14 protein-coding genes are annotated in these 15,881 nt (G+C 70.3%); 5 read left to right on the top strand and 9 right to left on the bottom strand.

Features of this window, described 5'->3' with window-relative positions:
- Positions 1–58: 58 nt before the first annotated feature.
- Both ACZ6QQ_RS11080 and ACZ6QQ_RS11075 read left to right on the top strand, forming a co-directional pair.
- Positions 59–1,075: a LysR family transcriptional regulator gene (locus ACZ6QQ_RS11080; RefSeq protein WP_465875795.1), complete on the top strand. Its 1,017-nt coding sequence runs from the start codon at positions 59–61 to the stop codon at positions 1,073–1,075.
- A 23-nt stretch (positions 1,076–1,098) separates the two neighbouring features.
- Entirely contained in the window at positions 1,099–2,430 is a 1,332-nt protein-coding gene (locus ACZ6QQ_RS11075) for a methyltransferase domain-containing protein (RefSeq protein WP_465875794.1), read from the top strand.
- Here the strand turns inward: ACZ6QQ_RS11075 and ACZ6QQ_RS11070 are convergent.
- The 5 genes from ACZ6QQ_RS11070 to ACZ6QQ_RS11050 form a co-directional block, all read right to left on the bottom strand.
- The gene (locus ACZ6QQ_RS11070; RefSeq protein ID WP_465875793.1) at positions 2,403–2,753 is read right to left on the bottom strand and encodes a nucleoside triphosphate pyrophosphohydrolase; all 351 of its coding nucleotides are present in this window, start codon (positions 2,751–2,753) and stop codon (positions 2,403–2,405) included. The two genes, ACZ6QQ_RS11075 and ACZ6QQ_RS11070, sit on opposite strands and share 28 nt — an antisense overlap.
- Positions 2,754–3,024: 271 nt before the next feature.
- Complete coding sequence (locus tag ACZ6QQ_RS11065; protein ID WP_465875876.1) at positions 3,025–4,257, bottom strand: bifunctional glycosyltransferase family 2/GtrA family protein; 1,233 nt, start codon at positions 4,255–4,257, stop codon at positions 3,025–3,027.
- 15 nt (positions 4,258–4,272) lie between these two features.
- Positions 4,273–6,483 (bottom strand): glycosyltransferase family 39 protein, encoded by a 2,211-nt coding sequence (locus tag ACZ6QQ_RS11060; RefSeq protein WP_465875792.1) that lies wholly within the window; start codon positions 6,481–6,483, stop codon positions 4,273–4,275.
- Positions 6,484–6,528: 45 nt separating this feature from the next.
- A complete protein-coding gene (locus ACZ6QQ_RS11055) occupies positions 6,529–8,052 on the bottom strand; it encodes a HAMP domain-containing sensor histidine kinase (protein WP_465875791.1) in 1,524 nt (507 codons plus the stop codon).
- Positions 8,030–8,776 (bottom strand): response regulator transcription factor, encoded by a 747-nt coding sequence (locus ACZ6QQ_RS11050; protein WP_465875790.1) that lies wholly within the window; start codon positions 8,774–8,776, stop codon positions 8,030–8,032. The genes ACZ6QQ_RS11055 and ACZ6QQ_RS11050 overlap by 23 nt, the downstream gene beginning before the upstream one ends.
- Before the next feature lie 221 nt (positions 8,777–8,997).
- Between ACZ6QQ_RS11050 and ACZ6QQ_RS11045 the strand changes: the two genes are divergently transcribed.
- Positions 8,998–9,876: an FAD:protein FMN transferase gene (locus ACZ6QQ_RS11045; RefSeq protein WP_465875789.1), complete on the top strand. Its 879-nt coding sequence runs from the start codon at positions 8,998–9,000 to the stop codon at positions 9,874–9,876.
- Here ACZ6QQ_RS11045 and ACZ6QQ_RS11040 read toward each other — a convergent pair.
- Positions 9,860–10,651 (bottom strand): putative protein N(5)-glutamine methyltransferase, encoded by a 792-nt coding sequence (locus ACZ6QQ_RS11040; RefSeq protein ID WP_465875788.1) that lies wholly within the window; start codon positions 10,649–10,651, stop codon positions 9,860–9,862. The two genes, ACZ6QQ_RS11045 and ACZ6QQ_RS11040, sit on opposite strands and share 17 nt — an antisense overlap.
- 234 nt (positions 10,652–10,885) lie before the next feature.
- Between ACZ6QQ_RS11040 and ACZ6QQ_RS11035 the strand changes: the two genes are divergently transcribed.
- Positions 10,886–11,875 carry an acetylxylan esterase gene (locus tag ACZ6QQ_RS11035; RefSeq protein WP_465875787.1) on the top strand — a complete coding sequence of 330 codons (990 nt, stop codon included), beginning with the start codon at positions 10,886–10,888 and terminating at the stop codon, positions 11,873–11,875.
- Positions 11,876–11,944: 69 nt separating this feature from the next.
- Here ACZ6QQ_RS11035 and ACZ6QQ_RS11030 read toward each other — a convergent pair whose 3' ends face one another.
- On the bottom strand, positions 11,945–13,798 hold the full coding sequence (locus ACZ6QQ_RS11030; protein ID WP_465875786.1) for a discoidin domain-containing protein: 1,854 nt from the start codon (positions 13,796–13,798) through the stop codon (positions 11,945–11,947).
- Between the two features lie 262 nt (positions 13,799–14,060).
- Here ACZ6QQ_RS11030 and ACZ6QQ_RS11025 point away from each other — a divergent pair, with 262 nt between their 5' ends.
- Complete coding sequence (locus tag ACZ6QQ_RS11025; RefSeq protein ID WP_465875785.1) at positions 14,061–14,693, top strand: cupin domain-containing protein; 633 nt, start codon at positions 14,061–14,063, stop codon at positions 14,691–14,693.
- A 91-nt stretch (positions 14,694–14,784) separates the two neighbouring features.
- Here ACZ6QQ_RS11025 and ACZ6QQ_RS11020 read toward each other — a convergent pair whose 3' ends face one another.
- Together ACZ6QQ_RS11020 and ACZ6QQ_RS11015 are read right to left on the bottom strand one after the other, a co-directional pair.
- Complete coding sequence (locus ACZ6QQ_RS11020) at positions 14,785–14,964, bottom strand: DUF397 domain-containing protein (RefSeq protein WP_465875784.1); 180 nt, start codon at positions 14,962–14,964, stop codon at positions 14,785–14,787.
- Positions 14,964–15,749, bottom strand: a complete 786-nt coding sequence (locus tag ACZ6QQ_RS11015) for a helix-turn-helix domain-containing protein (protein WP_465875783.1) — start codon at positions 15,747–15,749, stop codon at positions 14,964–14,966. Before ACZ6QQ_RS11015 ends, ACZ6QQ_RS11020 begins: the two co-directional genes overlap by 1 nt.
- Positions 15,750–15,881: the final 132 nt, after the last annotated feature.

Raw genomic sequence — 15,881 nt, 5'->3', positions numbered from 1 at the left:
ACAGTCCATCAATGCGGGACGGCGGTGAGGCGTGGAGGACAGGACTGGGCCGGTAAGCATGCCGGGCTCCGACGGGTTCATGGCGACCGGACCTGGGCTGTTGGAGACCACATTCGATCAGCTCCGTACATTGATATTGGTGGCCGAGACCGGATCCGCGCTCGGCGCTGCCCGGATGTTGAGCCGAGAACAGTCCAGCGTCCAAAAGCAACTGGACACACTCAACCGCAACTTCCAGCAGATGTGCGGGGAGCTGTTGGTGATCAAGCAGGGTCGGGGACAGCCCTTTTTGTTCACCCCATCCGGACAGCAGTTCGTCGAGCTGGCCCGCGAAACGCTGAGCACCTGGCAAGCGTCGGTCAACGACGCGCGTCGGCGGCTGGGCCAGACGATCGCTGTGGGAACCACCGAATTCACCCTCGGCCTCCTGAGCCGGGTGTGGCAGCGCGTCAGCGACGAGTTCACGTCGCGCGAGATCGAACTCAAGGTCCTGCACGTACGCACCAAGGACGCGTTCACGCGGCTGGACACCAACGAGGTGGACCTGATGTGCGGTGGACTCGCCTCCACGGCGGGGCGCGCCGAGGTGCCCGATCAGTACGACTTTCTCGAATGGCATCGCGAAGGGTTGGTACTGCTGACCAACCTGCCCCGCCGCGAGCTGCCAGTGAAGGCGGTCGGGGTCGACCGGCTACCGTCTGTGCCGCTGGTCATACCGTCCGGTGGTGTGATCGTGGACTTCCTCAAGCGGTGGTACGGCGGGGATTATCGCAACCAGCTCAACGTCGTGGCGACCATCGACGACATCTACTACGGTCTGGCGTTGCTACGCTCCGGCATGGCCCACGGCTGCATGATCGTCTCCGAGACGATCGGGCGGGATGCCATCCAAGGGCGGCTGCCCGGTAGCCCCGATTTCCGGCTCGTCGCATTCGCCGAAGACTTCGACCCGATGCTCGCACTGGTCACCGGCGTATTCGCCCGAAAGGGCGAACGACAACAGTACGTGCCCACACATCCGCTCAACATGTTGTGGCGCGCCTTTGGCGAAGAAACCCGACTCGGAGCCCCGTAACCTGCAGGAGACCTCTCGTGCGAATGGCATCGATCAACCTGAACAAGCGTCTCGGCAACCCCGCCGCCCGCGCCAGACTCACCCTCTGGCTGCACTATCACCAGGTGGACGTGCTCGTCGCACAGGAACCTTGGAAGCCCGTGAACCGTATTCCCATCGACCTTGCCGGCTTCCGGGCGGTCGACGGGGACGGGAACCTGTTCTGCTGGATCGCCGAACGTTTCACCGTCCCGCCGGCATCACGGCCCGACAGTTTCGTACAGCGCCTGGAACTGGCCTGGCTCGTGGTCTACAACACCTATCTTGATTGCGGATCGACCACGGTGCGCAGTAGACAGCTCAACCGGCTACACCAGATCATCAAAAGCGAACACGAGCGCCCGGCACTCGCCTGTGGAGACTTCAACCTCGCCCCTCGTCCGATCGACGGACTGAACAACGGCCAATTCAGCACCTTCAACAGCATCGCAGACCGAGCGCCACTGCTCACGCTGCTAGCAGACGCCGGCCTGGTCGACGCCACCGCGACTGACCCGCCCGAGTTCACCATCGAACGCAACCAATCGGGTCGGCCCAGCCAGTTCCGCTGCGACCTGGCCCTCGTTCCCGACCATCTACTCCCAGCGGTCACCCTGCGCTATGACCACGCCACCCGAATTGGCGACAGGGCATTCACCGACCACTCCGCCATCCTTATCGACGTTCCCATCACTCTTGCCCCACTCGCCGACGACGAGCAGGAGACCCTGTTCGCGCTGCTACCCGAGCCTGTCGAAACTCTGTCCACTCGCGCCGAGTATCAACCCCACAAGACCGCGATGACCCGCGGCCGGTCATCCCCGTTCGCCCGCGCGGTGGTCGACGTCCTCGCTCCCAAGCTGAGCATCGCCAGTATCCTCGACCACGGCTGCGGGCGGGGCAGCGACGTCGACCACTACCGGGCTTCAGGGCTGGATGCCGATGGCTGGGACCCTCACCCCGGTTTCGGCCGGAACACCGATCCCGATCGCCTGTACGACCTGGTTACGAACATCTTCGTGCTCAACGTCCTGCCCGACCCGTGGAAGCGAATCCAGGCCATCCAGCACGCTGCACAGTTCGTTCGCCCAGGTGGACACCTGCTCGTCGTCACCCGCTCGCCGGCCGACGTCACTCCACGAGCCGTCTCCGCCAAGTGGCGAGCACATCATGACGGCTACTGGTCGAGCGAGGCCAAGGGCACGTTCCAGAAGGGCGTACCGGCCGGGGAAATCATCGCCCTCGGCAGGCGGGCCGGACTGCGACCCGCCCCGGAGCAGATCCTGCCGTCCAGCTCACCCACCGCCGGTCAGGTGTTGTTTCGCAAACTCCCGTAGCCGATCCGATCGCCCAACAGCGCATTGCCCAACCACACGATTCGTTCAGCGAACCCGCCACGCTCGACAATCTTGGCCAACCGCAGCTTTTCCAACTGGTCCCGGTCGATACCAAGGTCAACGGCCAAGGCGAGTAATACTTCCAAAACGTCTGCCAACTCCTTCGGATCCTCCGAGGCCAGGAACTCGTCAACCTCCTCGACAAGCTTGGCCCGCAGCAGACCCCGGTACTCATCAGCTTCCGCCACCCTTGTCAGCGGCTCGGCGCCCATGTTACGGACGATCTGCGGAATCTTGTCCCTGACCAGCTTGGCTTGACTCATCGCACCCAGCTCCCAGCGCTACAGCAGCCCCCTGGCATCGATCGGATTCACGGGTGGGCCACCCCGGCGAGTCTAGGCATCAGGGCGAAGGCCCCTCGGTTGGACACGCCCGTTCGCCCAGGCATTCAGCAGGCTCGATCGGGATGCTGCGCGTTGGTCAGGGACGCGACGACTTCCGTGGCTCCGCGCTGGCGTTTGCTGCCCCCGTATCGAGGTCTGATAACAGTGGCGTGAGCAGGGCCGATCCCGTCCTGTCGCGGTAGGAGCCGGGTCAGGGGCTACCCGTTTGGCCGCGGTGGAACAGCCAGACGCGCAACAGGAGGAACCGCACCACCGTCGCGACCAGGTTGGCACCAACCAGCACCGACAGCTCCACCAGGCGCGGTGGACGGGCGACCAGGTGGGGCAGCAGCGCGAGCGCGCCGCTGGTCAGGCCGACACCGACGGCGAACACCGCCAACCCTTGCAGGTGGTGCCGGGCGACGTGGCGCCGGCCGCTGATGCCGAAGGTGAGTCGCCGGTTCGCGGCGGTGTTCGCCACGGCGGTGACGAGCAACGCCAGCAGGTTCGCCGGCTGCGGGCCGATCCCGGTACGCAGCAACGCGTACAGCGCGACGTAGGCGAGGGTGCTGGTGATGCCGACGGCGGCGAACCGGAGCAGTTGTCGGGGCAGGCCGGCCGGTATCGCCCCGGGCGGGGCGGTGAGCGGGGCGCGGCCGAGCTGTGCGCGTACCTCGGTCAGGGGTATCGCCCCGGTGGCCAGGCCGTGGGCCAGTCGCCAGATGCCGCGCAGGTCGGCCAGGGCGGTGGGGATGATGTCGACCCGGCTGTCCGGGTCGTCGACCCAGTCGACCGGGACCTCGTGGATACGCAGCCCGGCCCGCTGGGCCAGCACCAGCAGCTCGGTGTCGAAGAACCAGCCGGTGTCCCGTACCAGCGGCAGCAGCCGGTCGGCGACGTCACGGCGGATCGCCTTGAAGCCGCACTGGGCGTCGGAGAACCGGGCGGCGAGGGTGCCGCGCAGCAGCAGGTTGTAACCACGCGAGATGATCTCCCGCTTGGCGCCCCGGACCACTCGGGAGCCACGCCCGAGCCGGGTCCCGATGGCGAGGTCCGAGTGGCCCGAGATCAGCGGTGCCACCAGTGGCAGCAGCGCGGCCAGGTCGGTGGAGAGGTCGACGTCCATGTAGGCCAGGACCGGGGCGTCCGACCCGGACCAGGCCGACCGCAGGGCCAGGCCGCGACCCTTGCGGTCGAGATGGAGTACGTCGACACCCGGCAGCACCCCCGCCAGTTCACGGGCCACCGCGAGGGTGCCGTCCACGCTGGCGTTGTCGGCGATCGTGATCCGGAACGGGTACGGGAACGACTCGGTCAGGTACGCGTGCAGCCGCCGTACGCACGGGGCGAGGTCGGCCTGCTCGTTGTAGACCGGGATGACCACGTCCAGCACGGCGGCGGGTGGTTCGGGTGCCCGGTCCTCGCGTAGCGATGACGAGGCGATGGAGGTCGTCACGGCTCAGCCCTCCCGGCCGGTGCTCAGGTCGTAGACGGTGGTGCCGTCGACGGTGCTGGCGGTGAAGTTCTCCGAAACCCAGGTGGCGATCTCCTGGGCGGCCTGGCTGCCGCCGTTGGGCCGGAACCCCGAGCCACCCAGGAAGTAGTGGATCTCCCCCGCCCGTACGTACTCCTGGAACCGGGCCAGCGTCGGGGAGGGGTCGCTGCCGTTGAAGCCGCCGATCGGCATCACCGGGTCACCGGTGGCGAGTTGGTAACCGGCGGCGTTGTTCGAGCCGACCGTCGCCGCGACCCAGGTGTACCGGTCCCGGTCCTGCTTCAGCAGCGCGACCATCTCGGCGCTCGGCGTACGGGCGTCGAGCAGCCCGCCCATGCCACCGGGTCCACCGCCTCGCGGCCCGGCGCCTCCCGGCATACCGGGCACGGCCCGGTTGCCACCGCCGGGTATCGCCTGGTTGCCACCGCCGGGAACGGCACCGCCCCGGCTCCCACCACCGGGGGAACCACCCTGGTTGCCGCCCGGAAAGCCACCCTGGTTGCCACCGGCCGGGCCGCCGCCACCGGGGAAGGCGCCCGGGTTCGCGCCATCCGGGAACGGGCCACCGGGCATCCGGCCACCACCCGGAGGACCGCCGCGCCCACCGAACCCGCCACCCGCCACGGCGGGTCCGGCCGACGGGATCGCCCCGGCGTGCGCGGTCGCCGCGGTGTCGAGCGAGTAACCGAGCGGTCCGGCGAGCGCGGCGAGCAGGCCGATGGCCAGCACCCCGGCGGCGGCCCAGCGGGCGGCCCGGCCCGCCGCGACCCGCGCGGTCAGCCAGCCGAGCAGGGCGAGCAGCACCGCCGCGACAAGTCCGACGACCAGCACGGTGGGCCGCAGCCACGACTGCCACTGCGGGCTCCGGCCGAGCAGCACCCAGGACCAGCCGGCGGTGACCGCCAGCACCAGGGCGAGCACCGGCAGCGCGGCCCGGTGCCGGCGTTGCCGCCACAGCACGGCGGCACCCATGCCGACGAGTGCGGCCACCGCGGGCGCCAGCGCCACCGAGTAGTACGCGTGGAAGATGCCCTGCATCAGGCTGAAGGTGACCCCGGTGACCAGCAGCCAGCCGCCCCAGATCAGGAACCCGGCCCGGCCCCGGTCCGTACGCGGCGCCCGGCCGGCGACCACCAGCCCGACCACCAGCAGCAACAGCGCGGCCGGCAGCAGCCAGCCGATCTGTCCACCCAGGTCGGCACCGAACAGCCGCAGCCACCCGGTGGAGCCCCAGGGGCCGCCCATGCCACCCGGGCCGCCCGGGCCACCACCGCCGCCACCGACACTGCCCGGCTGTTCCCCGGTGATCCGACCCAACCCGTTGTAGCCGAGGGTCAGTTCGAGGATGCTGTTGCCCTGTGATCCGCCGACGTACGGCCGGGCGCTCGCCGGTACGAGCTCGACGATCGCGACCCACCACCCGGCGGCCACCACCAGGCCGAGTCCGGCGAGCAGGAGTTGCCGGATCCGCCGCCAGACCCCGGTCGGCGCGGCGAACAGGTACACCCCGGCGAAGACCGGCACCACCAGGAACGCCTGGAGCATCTTGGTCAGGAAGCCGAAGCCGACCAGCACCCCGGCCAGCACGATCCACCGGGTCGCCGCCGTCTCGACCGCGCGCACGCAGGTGTAGGCGGCGAGCACCAGGAGCAGGACGAGCAGGGCGTCGGGGTTGTTGAACCGGAACATCAGGGTGGCGACCGGGGTGACCGCGAGGACCGTACCGGCGAGCAGGCCGGCGGCCGGGCCGTACCAGCGCCGGACGGTCGCGAAGAGCACGCCGACAGCGGCGACCCCGGCCAGCGCCTGCGGTACGAGGATCGCCCAGGAGTTCAGGCCGAAGATCCGTACGGACAGGCCCATCAGCCACATCGCCGCCGGTGGTTTGTCCACCGTGATCGAGTTGGCCGCGTCCGAGGAGCCGTAGAAGAGCGCCTCCCAGCTCGCCGAGCCGGCCTGGGCGGCGGCCGAGTAGAACGAGTTGGCCCAGCCGGAGGCGCCCAGTCCCCAGAGGTAGAGCAGCGCGGTCGCGAGCAGCAACGCGGCCAGCGCCGGTCGCACCCAGGCCGGCGACCCGGGTACGACCGTCTCGGTGACGGGCTGGTCGGCGGGGCTCGGCGTGGTCTCCGGCACGTCGGGCGCCGCAGGCGTCGGCAGTGTCTCTGATCGGGTCATGCCGGCCAGAATCGACGGGCCGGCTAGGTCGATCCGGTGAGTGGCCTATGTGTCCGCTGTGAGTCGCGGCAGCCGTACCGTCAGCTCGGTGTGCCCGGGACAACTGGTCAGGGTGACCGTGCCCCGGTGCGCCTCGACCACGGCGGAGACGATCGCCAGCCCGAGCCCGGTGCTGCCGACGGCCCGGGAGCGCGAGCTGTCCCCGCGCGCGAACCGCTCGAAGACCTCGCCCTGCAACGTCTGCGGGATGCCCGGACCGTCATCGAGCACGGTGAGCGCGACCCCGTCCGAGCCGACCTCGGTGAGACTCGTCGTGACGGTGGTTCCCGGCGGCGTGTGCGTACGGGCGTTGGTCAGCAGGTTCGCCAGGATCTGGTGCAGCCTGGCCGGGTCGCCGTCGACGCAGACCGGCCGGTCGGGCAGGTCGAGCCGCCAGTGGTGGTCCGGTCCGGCCACGTGCGCGTCGCTGACCGCGTCGACCGCGAGCGCGCTGAGGTCGACCGGCTCGACGGCGAGCGGACGCCCCGCGTCGAGCCGGGCGAGCAGCAGCAGGTCGTCGACGAGCACGGTCATCCTCGTCCCCTCCGACTCGATCCGGCGCAGCGCGTGCGCGATGTCGGGTGGGACCGGGTCCCGGCCACGGCGGGTCAGTTCGGCGTAACCCCGGATCGCGGCGAGCGGCGTACGCAGCTCGTGGCTGGCGTCGGCGACGAACTGCCGTACCCGGGTCTCGCTGGCGTGGCGGGCGGCGAGCGCGGCGGCGACGTGACCGAGCATCCGGTTGAGCGCCGCGCCGACCTGGCCCACCTCGGTACGTTGATCGGTGTCGCCCGCCGGCACCCGTACGGCGAGCGCCACCTCGCCCCGGTCCAGCGGCAGTTCGGCGACCCGGCCGGCGGTGGCCGCGACCCGGCGCAGCGGGCGCAGCGAGACCCGCACGATCAGCGCCCCGGCGGTGCCGGCGAGCAGCAGTCCGCCGGCCGCTATCCCCGCCTCCATGCCGATCATCTGCCAGACGGTCTGTTCCAGTTCGGTCAGCGGCAGCCCGGTGACGATCACCTCGCCGCCCGGCATCTGCCGGGCGACCAGGCGGTAGTCGCCCAACTCCCCGAGGGCACGGGTACGCGGCTCGCCGTCGGCGGGCAGGCCGGCGAGCGTCGGCTCCTGCGCGGCCGGCACCGGCTCCCGTTCGGTGGTGGTGTCCGCGGGCAGCGTGACGGCCCACTCGACCTCCCCGTTCTCCACCACCCCGGTCAGGGTGCCGATCGGTTGCCCGCGCGGGAACGGTTCTGCCGGTGCGAACGGCTTTCCCGAGCCGGACGGCACGCCGGGCGGGCGACCGTTCGGCGGGCCGTTCAACGAGCCGCCGGCGCGTCCGGCGACGGTGCCGAGCTGCTGGTCGAGCTGCTTGATCAGCGAGTGGCGCAGCGCGATCGTGGTGGCGGCGCCGATCAGCACACAGACCACCGCGAGCAGTGCCACCACGGCGGCGACCAGCCGGGCCCGTAACGACCAGCCGGTCAGCCGGCGGCGCAGAGCGGAGGACTCAGCCGGCGGGCTTGAGGACATAACCCGCCCCCCGCAGGGTGTGGATCATCGGCTCCCGACCGACGTCGATCTTCTTGCGCAGGTAGGAGATGTATAGCTCGACGATGTTGGCCTGGCCGCCGAAGTCGTAGTTCCAGACCCGGTCCAGAATCTGCGCCTTGCTCAGCACCCGGCGTGGATTACGCATCAGGTAACGCAGCAGGTCGTACTCGGTCGTGGTGAGCGAGACAAGCTGGCCGGCGCGGCGCACCTCGTGGCTCTCCTCGTCCAGGGTCAGGTCGCCGACCACCAGCACCGCGTCGGGCTGGGTGGCGACGCCGACTCCGGCGCGGCGCATCAGCCCCCGCAACCGGGCCACCACCTCCTCCAGGCTGAACGGTTTGGTGACGTAGTCGTCGCCGCCGGCGGTGAGCCCGGCGATCCGGTCCTCGACCGAGTCCCGCGCGGTGAGGAAGAGCACCGGCATGGCCGGGGCGTGCCCGCGCAGCCTCCGGAGCACCTCAAGTCCGTCCAGGTCGGGCAGCATGACGTCGAGCACGACCACGTCCGGCTGGAAGCGCTTCGCCTGGCGGACGGCGGCCAGGCCGGTGTCCGCGCTGCGTACCTCCCAGCCCTCGTAGCGCAGCGCCATGCAGAGCAGGTCGGTGAGCACGGACTCGTCGTCCACGACCAGCACCCGGACCGGTTCGCCGTCGGGGCGCCGCAGCTCCGTGTGCCGACCGGAGGGTCGCGTGTCCGTCGTCATCCGTCCATGCTGCCGCCGACCGCTGTGCCCCACCTCGGTGGAACCTGTGTACCGGCTGTGTAAGCCACCGTCGCGCCGCGTCCCCCGACGAACCGGACCACGCCGGCCCGCGACCGTACGACGCTGACTTGCACAGCGGACGCACAGGTGCGACATACGAGCAGTTCAGCAGGTCCGGCGACGGTGGCGGGGGTGGTTCGGGCGACAACCGGGAGGGCACGATGGCGCAGGCACGCTGGTCGGATCACGGCACCGAGGTACGGGTGGTGGTGACCGGGCAGGAAGCGTCCCGGATCGCCCGTCGGCTCGTCACGGCCGAACTCGCCGCCCTGAACCGGGCCCACGGGTACCGGTGGGGTGGCAGCGAGCTGTCCAGGGTGCACCGCGCCGCCGGTACGCCGGTACGGATCAGCGGGCGGCTCGCCGAGTTGGTCGCCGCGGCCCTGGCCGCCGCCGAGCTGACCGACGGCGACGTCGACCCGACGGTGGGCGCCGCCCTGCTGCGGTTGTCCCGGCCCGGACGCGACCGGTGGCTGCCGGTCTGCGGATCCTCGATCGGCCCGGTGGTGGATCGGGACGGGTGGCGCCGGGTGACACTGCGCGATGGTTCGCTGACCGTACCGGCACCGCTGCTGCTGGACCTGACCGCGACCGCTCGGGCGGTGACCGCACGCCGGTGCGCGGACCTGCTCGCGGCGCGCACCGGCGGCGGCGTACTGGTCGTGCTCGGCGGCTGTGCGGCGACCGCCGGCCCACCACCACCGGGCGGCTGGCGGGTGTCGATCGGCGGCGCCGTCCTCGGGCTGACCGGTGGCGCGCTGGCGAACACGCGTACCACCGACCGTGGCCCGGCCCGGCCCATCGTCGATCCGCGCACCGGGCTGCCACCGGCACCCGTCTGGCGCAACGTCACGGTGGCGGCAGCCGACCCGGTCACGGCGAAGGCACTGAGCCTCGCCGCGCTGGTCCGCGGCACGGGCGCCGGGTCTTGGCTGACCGGGCTCGGGACGAACGCCCGACTGGTCGCGATGGACGGCACCGTCGAGACGATCGGCGCCGGGGCCCCGGCCGGTCCGCAGGCGGTCAGCAGCGGCCGATGACAACCGTGGCGTCCAGCTCGTCGTCGCCGGCCATGCCGGGGCTGAGCCCGGCCCCGGCGAGCGCGCCGAGCGCGGCGTCGCTCTGGTCGACGCTGGTCTCCAGCAGCAGGTGCCCGCCCGGGGCGAGCCAGTCGCGGGCGCCGGCGGCGACCCGGCGCAGCACGTCGAGGCCGTCGGTCCCACCGTCGAGCGCCACCAGCGGCTCGTGGATACGCGCCTCCGGCGGCAGCAGGTCGACCGCCGCGCTGGGCACGTACGGGACGTTCGCCACCAGCACGTCGACCCGGCCGCGCAGCGCGACCGGTAACGGCCCGTACAGGTCACCGGCGTAGACCCGGCCACCGACCGGTTCGAGGTTGCGCCGGGCACAGCGTACGGCGGCCGGCTCGATGTCCGCCGCGTGCACCGACACACCGTCGACCCGGTCGGCGATCACCCGGCCCAGCGCGCCCGAGCCGCAGGCGAGATCCACGATGGTCGCCGCCGGTGGGGTGAGCGCCACCGCCCGGTACGCGAGCAGTTCGGTACGCCGACGCGGCACGAAGACCCCCGGGTCGACGGCGATGCGCAGCCCGCAGAAGTCGGCCCAGCCGACGATGTGTTCCAGGGGCAGGCCGGCGGAGCGCCGTCGCACCATCGACAGCAGGGTGGCCGGATCGGGGGCGGCCTCGACGAGCAGCCGCGCCTCGTCCTCGGCGAAGACGCAACCGGCGGCGCGCAGCGTACGGATGATCGTGGCCCGGCTCGGCGCCGGAGTGGAGTGGGAAGTCGACATGGGTGAGCCCTTCGGGACGCCTGTGGGCGCTCCCGCGGTTACCATGGCTCGACCTAGATCAAGAAATCCATGGCGCCGCCCGGTGGGAGCACCCGCCGTTCGTGACGAGAATCGGTCCCACCTCCTCGGGGCAGCAGCGAACTGAGGACGGCAACGTTACCCTCCGTTCCGCCTCGGCCGATCGCGGGGGTGGTCACCGGCTCCGGCGCGCAGTACCCGAAAGGACCTCCCCTCATGCTGGTCGACTGGCCCCTGGACCGCCTGCGCGACTACCTGCCCGCCCGTGACGAGCCGGCGGATTTCGACACCTTCTGGGCGGGGACGCTGGCCGAGGCCAGGACCACGCCGACGCCGGCCCGGTTCGAGCCGTACGACGCCGGCCTGTCCACCGTACGGGTGTACGACGTGACGTTCGCCGGCTTCGCCGGGCAACCCGTACGCGGTTGGTTCCTGGTCCCCCGCGACGCCGCCGGCCCGCTGCCCTGCGTGGTCGAGTACCTCGGCTACGGCCGGGGACGGGGCCTGCCGCACGAGTGGTTGACCTGGAGCGCGGCCGGTTACGCGCACCTGGTGATGGACACCCGTGGGCAGGGCAGCAACGGCTCCATGGTGGGCGACACCGGCGACCCCGATCCGGTCGGCGGGCCGCAGACCCCCGGCTTCATGACCCGTGGCATCGCCGACCCGTCGCACTACTACTACCGGCGGGTGTTCACCGACGCGGTCCGGGCGGTCGACGCGGCCCGCTCGCACCCGCTGGTCGACCCGGAGCGGATCGTGGTCGCCGGGATCAGTCAGGGCGGCGGCATCGCCATCGCGGTCAGCGGCCTGGTCGATGGGCTGGCCGCAGTCTTGCCGGACGTGCCGTTCCTCTGCCACCACCGGCGGGCCACCGAGATCACCGACGCCCACCCGTACGGCGAACTGGTCTCCTACCTGAAGACGCACCGGCACAGTGTCGAGCGGGTGTTCACCACCCTGAGCTACTTCGACGGGGTGAACCTGGCCGCGCGGGCGAGCGCCCCGGCACTGTTCTCGGTCGCGCTGATGGACGCCATCTGCCCGCCGTCGACGGTCTTCGCCGCGTTCAACCACTACGCGGGGGCGACGAAGGAGATCAGCGTGTGGCCGTACAACGGGCACGAGGGTGGGGCCGCGTTCCAGCAGCAGGTCCAGCTCCGCTGGCTGCGTGACCTGCTCGGCGACCCGGCACCGGCGCGCTGACCGGGGCCCGGGTGCGGTCAGCTGTCGACCGCACCCGGGAACGGTCGCCGCCCGGCGGCAACCCGCCGGTCAGCTCGCGTACGCCTCCAGCTCGAAGATCCGAGCCGCCCGGTCACTGTCGCTGGTCGGCGTCAGGACGTTCACCCGGACGTACCGGGCGGTGACCGGGGTGAAGGTGTGCGTGGTGACGTCGGCGGTGTTGCCGCGTACGGACGCGACCGTGCTCCAGGTGGTGCCGTTGGTGCTGGTCTGGAGGTCGAAGTCACGGGTGTTCCAGGCCGGTTTCTCGCCACCGGCACCGGAGTGCCGGACCACGAACCGGCCCACCTGCTGGTTGGACGCCAGGTCGACCCGCAGCCACTTCGAGGTGCCCAGCGAGCACCACTTGTCGGCGTTGCCGGCGGTCCAGCTGCCGTTGACGGCCTTCGCCGGTGCCTCGGCGGTGGCGCACTGGCTGTCGGCGGTGGCCGGCTTGTTCAGCGCCAGGTTGGTGCCGGTCGGCGGTGCCGGGGTGTAGAGGCGGATGTCGGTCAGGCTGGCGCTGCCCTCGTACACGTTGGTGTAGAGGTCGCCGATGACGAAGTAGTCCGGGTACGCCGACCCGGCCGGCCACTGGTTCGCCCAGGTGGTGCTGCCGTTGTTGTCGTTCTGCACCAGGTTGTTGTTGTAGCGGCCGTCGTACTCGCCGGGTTCGGTGTTGTAGTGCCAGATCGGGGCGTTGTTGACGATGAACGGCCGGTGGAAGCGGATCGTCTTCTGCCCGACCCGGGCGAAGTTGCCGCTGGCCTCCAGGACGTAGCCGGTGGCGTCGCGCTCGATGGCGAAGGTGTAGAACTCGTTCGGCATCAGCTCGGGCTGGATTTCGGCGGCCGAGGAGAGCTGCTGTTCGGCGACGCCGCCGGAGCAGTTGGTCATGAACCACTGCGAGTTGCCGGCGAGTCCGCCCGGTCCGGGGTTCCAGTTCGGCAGGCCGCTGATCCACATGTTGACCGTGTTGAAATTGCCGTCCCGGTAGTTGTAGTACGTGTTGGTGTTGGAGTTGCAGACCCGGCCACCGGTGCCGCTGCCGACCCGGTCCGGGTGCTGGGAGAACGAGTCCATCAGCACCTTGCGGCGGTAGTGCCAGAAGTGGTTGTTCCGGGGCGCCGGGTTGGCGAAGTCGACGATCGACAGGAAGTGGAAACCGTTGTATCCGTACGGGCCGGAGCGCACGTCCTGCCACTCGCAGTAGGGCACGGAGGCGTCACCGGACCAGCCGGGGCTGTTCGAGCCCTCGCCCCACGGGTGCTGGGTCTTGCAGCCCGAGGTGCTGTAGCCGTTGACCCGGCCGCCGTACTCGATCGAGCCGTTGCGCTTGCCGCCGAAGTCGATGGTCTTCAGCTTGTACTCGATCCGGTACTGCGACGGCAGCTTGTTGGTCGGCCGGAAGATCGCCCCGCCGGTGTGGTCGGGCACGTTCAGGACCGCCACGTTGCCGCCGCCCTGGGCCTGGGTGGTGATCGACGGCGGGGCCTCGGGGACCCCGTTCTTGTCCCAGTCGCGGGCCGACAGCGACGCGGTCAACCAGCCGTTCTGCCCGACCGGGAACTCCTTCCGGTAGGTGTTGAAGGAGTTGAACGCGGTGTTCCAGTCCGGCCCGTAGTCGTTGCGGTACCACTGCCCGGAGTCGTCCATGATGGTGTCGAACGGGTTGGCGTAGGTCTCCCGGACCCAGGGCGCGTTGCCGGGGTTGACCGGGGTGGAGAAGTCCTCGGAGTAGAGCAGGTTCCAGGCGACCTGGGCGCCGACGTCGCCGGCCGGGGCCGGACCGGCGGCCGGGGCGGCGACGGCCACACCGGGTATGAACGAGGTGAGCGCCACGACGCCCGCGGTCAGCGCGGCGAGCGCCGTCCGGCGGCGCGGACCGCCGAAGTTGCTGTGCATGATTGCGTACGACCCTTCACTCGACGGGTAAAGGTTGCACTTTTCCCGATGATGGTGGAGGGCGCGCCGATCGCCGTCCGATTGCCACTTTCCCAATTCGAGTAACTCGAATTTCGCGAACATTTCCGATCGCTATCAGGAATGGTTACACCCGAAGCGATGCCAGTCAATCCGAGCCGTCCCGCCACACCCGTTTGGATCTTGCCGGGCGGCGTGGGCGATGATGGGCGCGCCCGTACCCGCGACAGGTGAGGACGTCGACGTGAGCGCAGGAAGCATCGTGGCGGCCCCGGACGGCCGGTCGGTCGTGCTGGGGGAGATCGGTCAGCGGGTGCTGCTGGTCAACTCCCGGGTACGGGTCTGGGAGGTGCGGCTCGCGCCGGGCGAGTCGCAGCCCTGGCACCTGCACCACAACCCGTACGTGGTGCTGAACCTGGAGACGTCGCCGTGCCGGATGGACTGGCTCGACGGCAGCCCGGCCCGGTTCCTCTCCGAACAGGTCGGCGGGGTGGTGTACCGACCGGTCTCGCCGGTGCACATGCTCACGAACCACGGCGAGGCGAACTACCGCAACCGGATCGTCGAGCTGCTCGACCTCGGCGAGGAGGCGTCCGGCGTACCGGATCCGGCCCTCTCCCCCACCGACGACGAACCGTGGCCGACCGGTCTCACCGTGACCGAGGTGTTCACCCACGACGAGGTACGGGTCCGGGGCATCGAGGTCACGTCCGGTGCGCCCGTGTCGTCGCCGGCCCGGCGTTGTCCGGCTGTGCTCGTCGGACTCTCCCGCCCCGACGAGGTGCACTACCTCGCACCCGGTGAGCGGCACGATTTCACGGCCGACGGAACCTACCGCCTGATCGAGCTGACCTACCCCGCCGACCCCCGGCACTGATCCGTCGCGCCCGTGGCCTGGCGCCGGGAGGTTGTGGCGTTCCGTTTCCCCTCCAGGGGTAGTGGAACGCCACAGCCGGTACCGACTTCGTTCAGTTCCTGACTGCGGCGACGAACGCGCGCCAGGCGGCCGGGTCGAACGTCAGGATCGGACCACGCTGGTCCTTGCTGTCCCGTACGCCGACCACACCGGCCACGTTGTCCGCGACCTCGACACAGGACCCGCCGCTGTCATTGCTGCGGCTGCTCTTGCGCCACCGAAAGTTGTCCACTACAGCTCACCTGCCGCCTTCTGGAGGATGGCCAGGGAAATCTGCTGGGGCATCGCCGCCCCGAGCAGTGCGTCCCACTTGCCCTGCATGCTATCGACCACGTCGGGCTGGTCGGCGACGTGACCGGACGCCGAGGTTTCCAGCCAGACGGCCACGTCCCCCTCGGGCAGGGTGGCCAGGATGAAGGCGCCGGCCACGCCGGGGTAGGCGCCGGCGTCGATGGGAATGACATGCAGGCTGACATTCGGCAGGCCGGCGATGTGGATCAGGTGTTCGAGTTGCGCCTTGCGGACCTCCTTGCCGCCGATCATCCGGTGCAGGGCGAACTCGTCGATCACCACCACATAGGTCTTCGAGTGCTCGCCGGTCAGCAGGGCCTGACGGTCGAGTCGCGCTGTGACCAGTTTTTCGATCCGTTCGGGCGTGTGTTGCGGATTGGAGGAGATGAGTGCACGGGCGTACGCCTCTGTCTGAAGCAGGCCGGGAACCAGGCAGGGGTGAAACTCTCGCAGCCGGGTCGCCTGGTCCTCGATCCATCGCCAGTCCTCGAACCAGGTGGGTGAGCGGCGGTGGTTGGCGCTCGTCAACAGTTCGCCCAGCAGCCCGCCGGTCTGCAACGCCTCGTCGGCGGCGGCGGCGAACTCGATCGTCGGGCGGCGCCGGCCCGTTTCGATCGCGGCGATGGTGGACGGGCTCCATTTGATCAGAGTCGCGAGATGTTCCTGCGAAGCCCCCGCGCCCGCCCGAGCGGCTTTCAGCGCACGGATCCACATCTCGACGTTCATCTACTCACCCCGCCTGTAAGTACACCGATACGGACTGATGTCCGTGATCGGATCCTCCCCTGTGGCGGGCGAGCGGGTCCAGCGTGTCGGCACGTACATGAGGTGTAAGAATCGCCGATTCGCTCGGACCTC

It is taken from the genome of Micromonospora sp. NPDC049529 (genome assembly GCF_055586685.1).
This window is presented reverse-complemented; position numbering and strand designations above follow the sequence as displayed.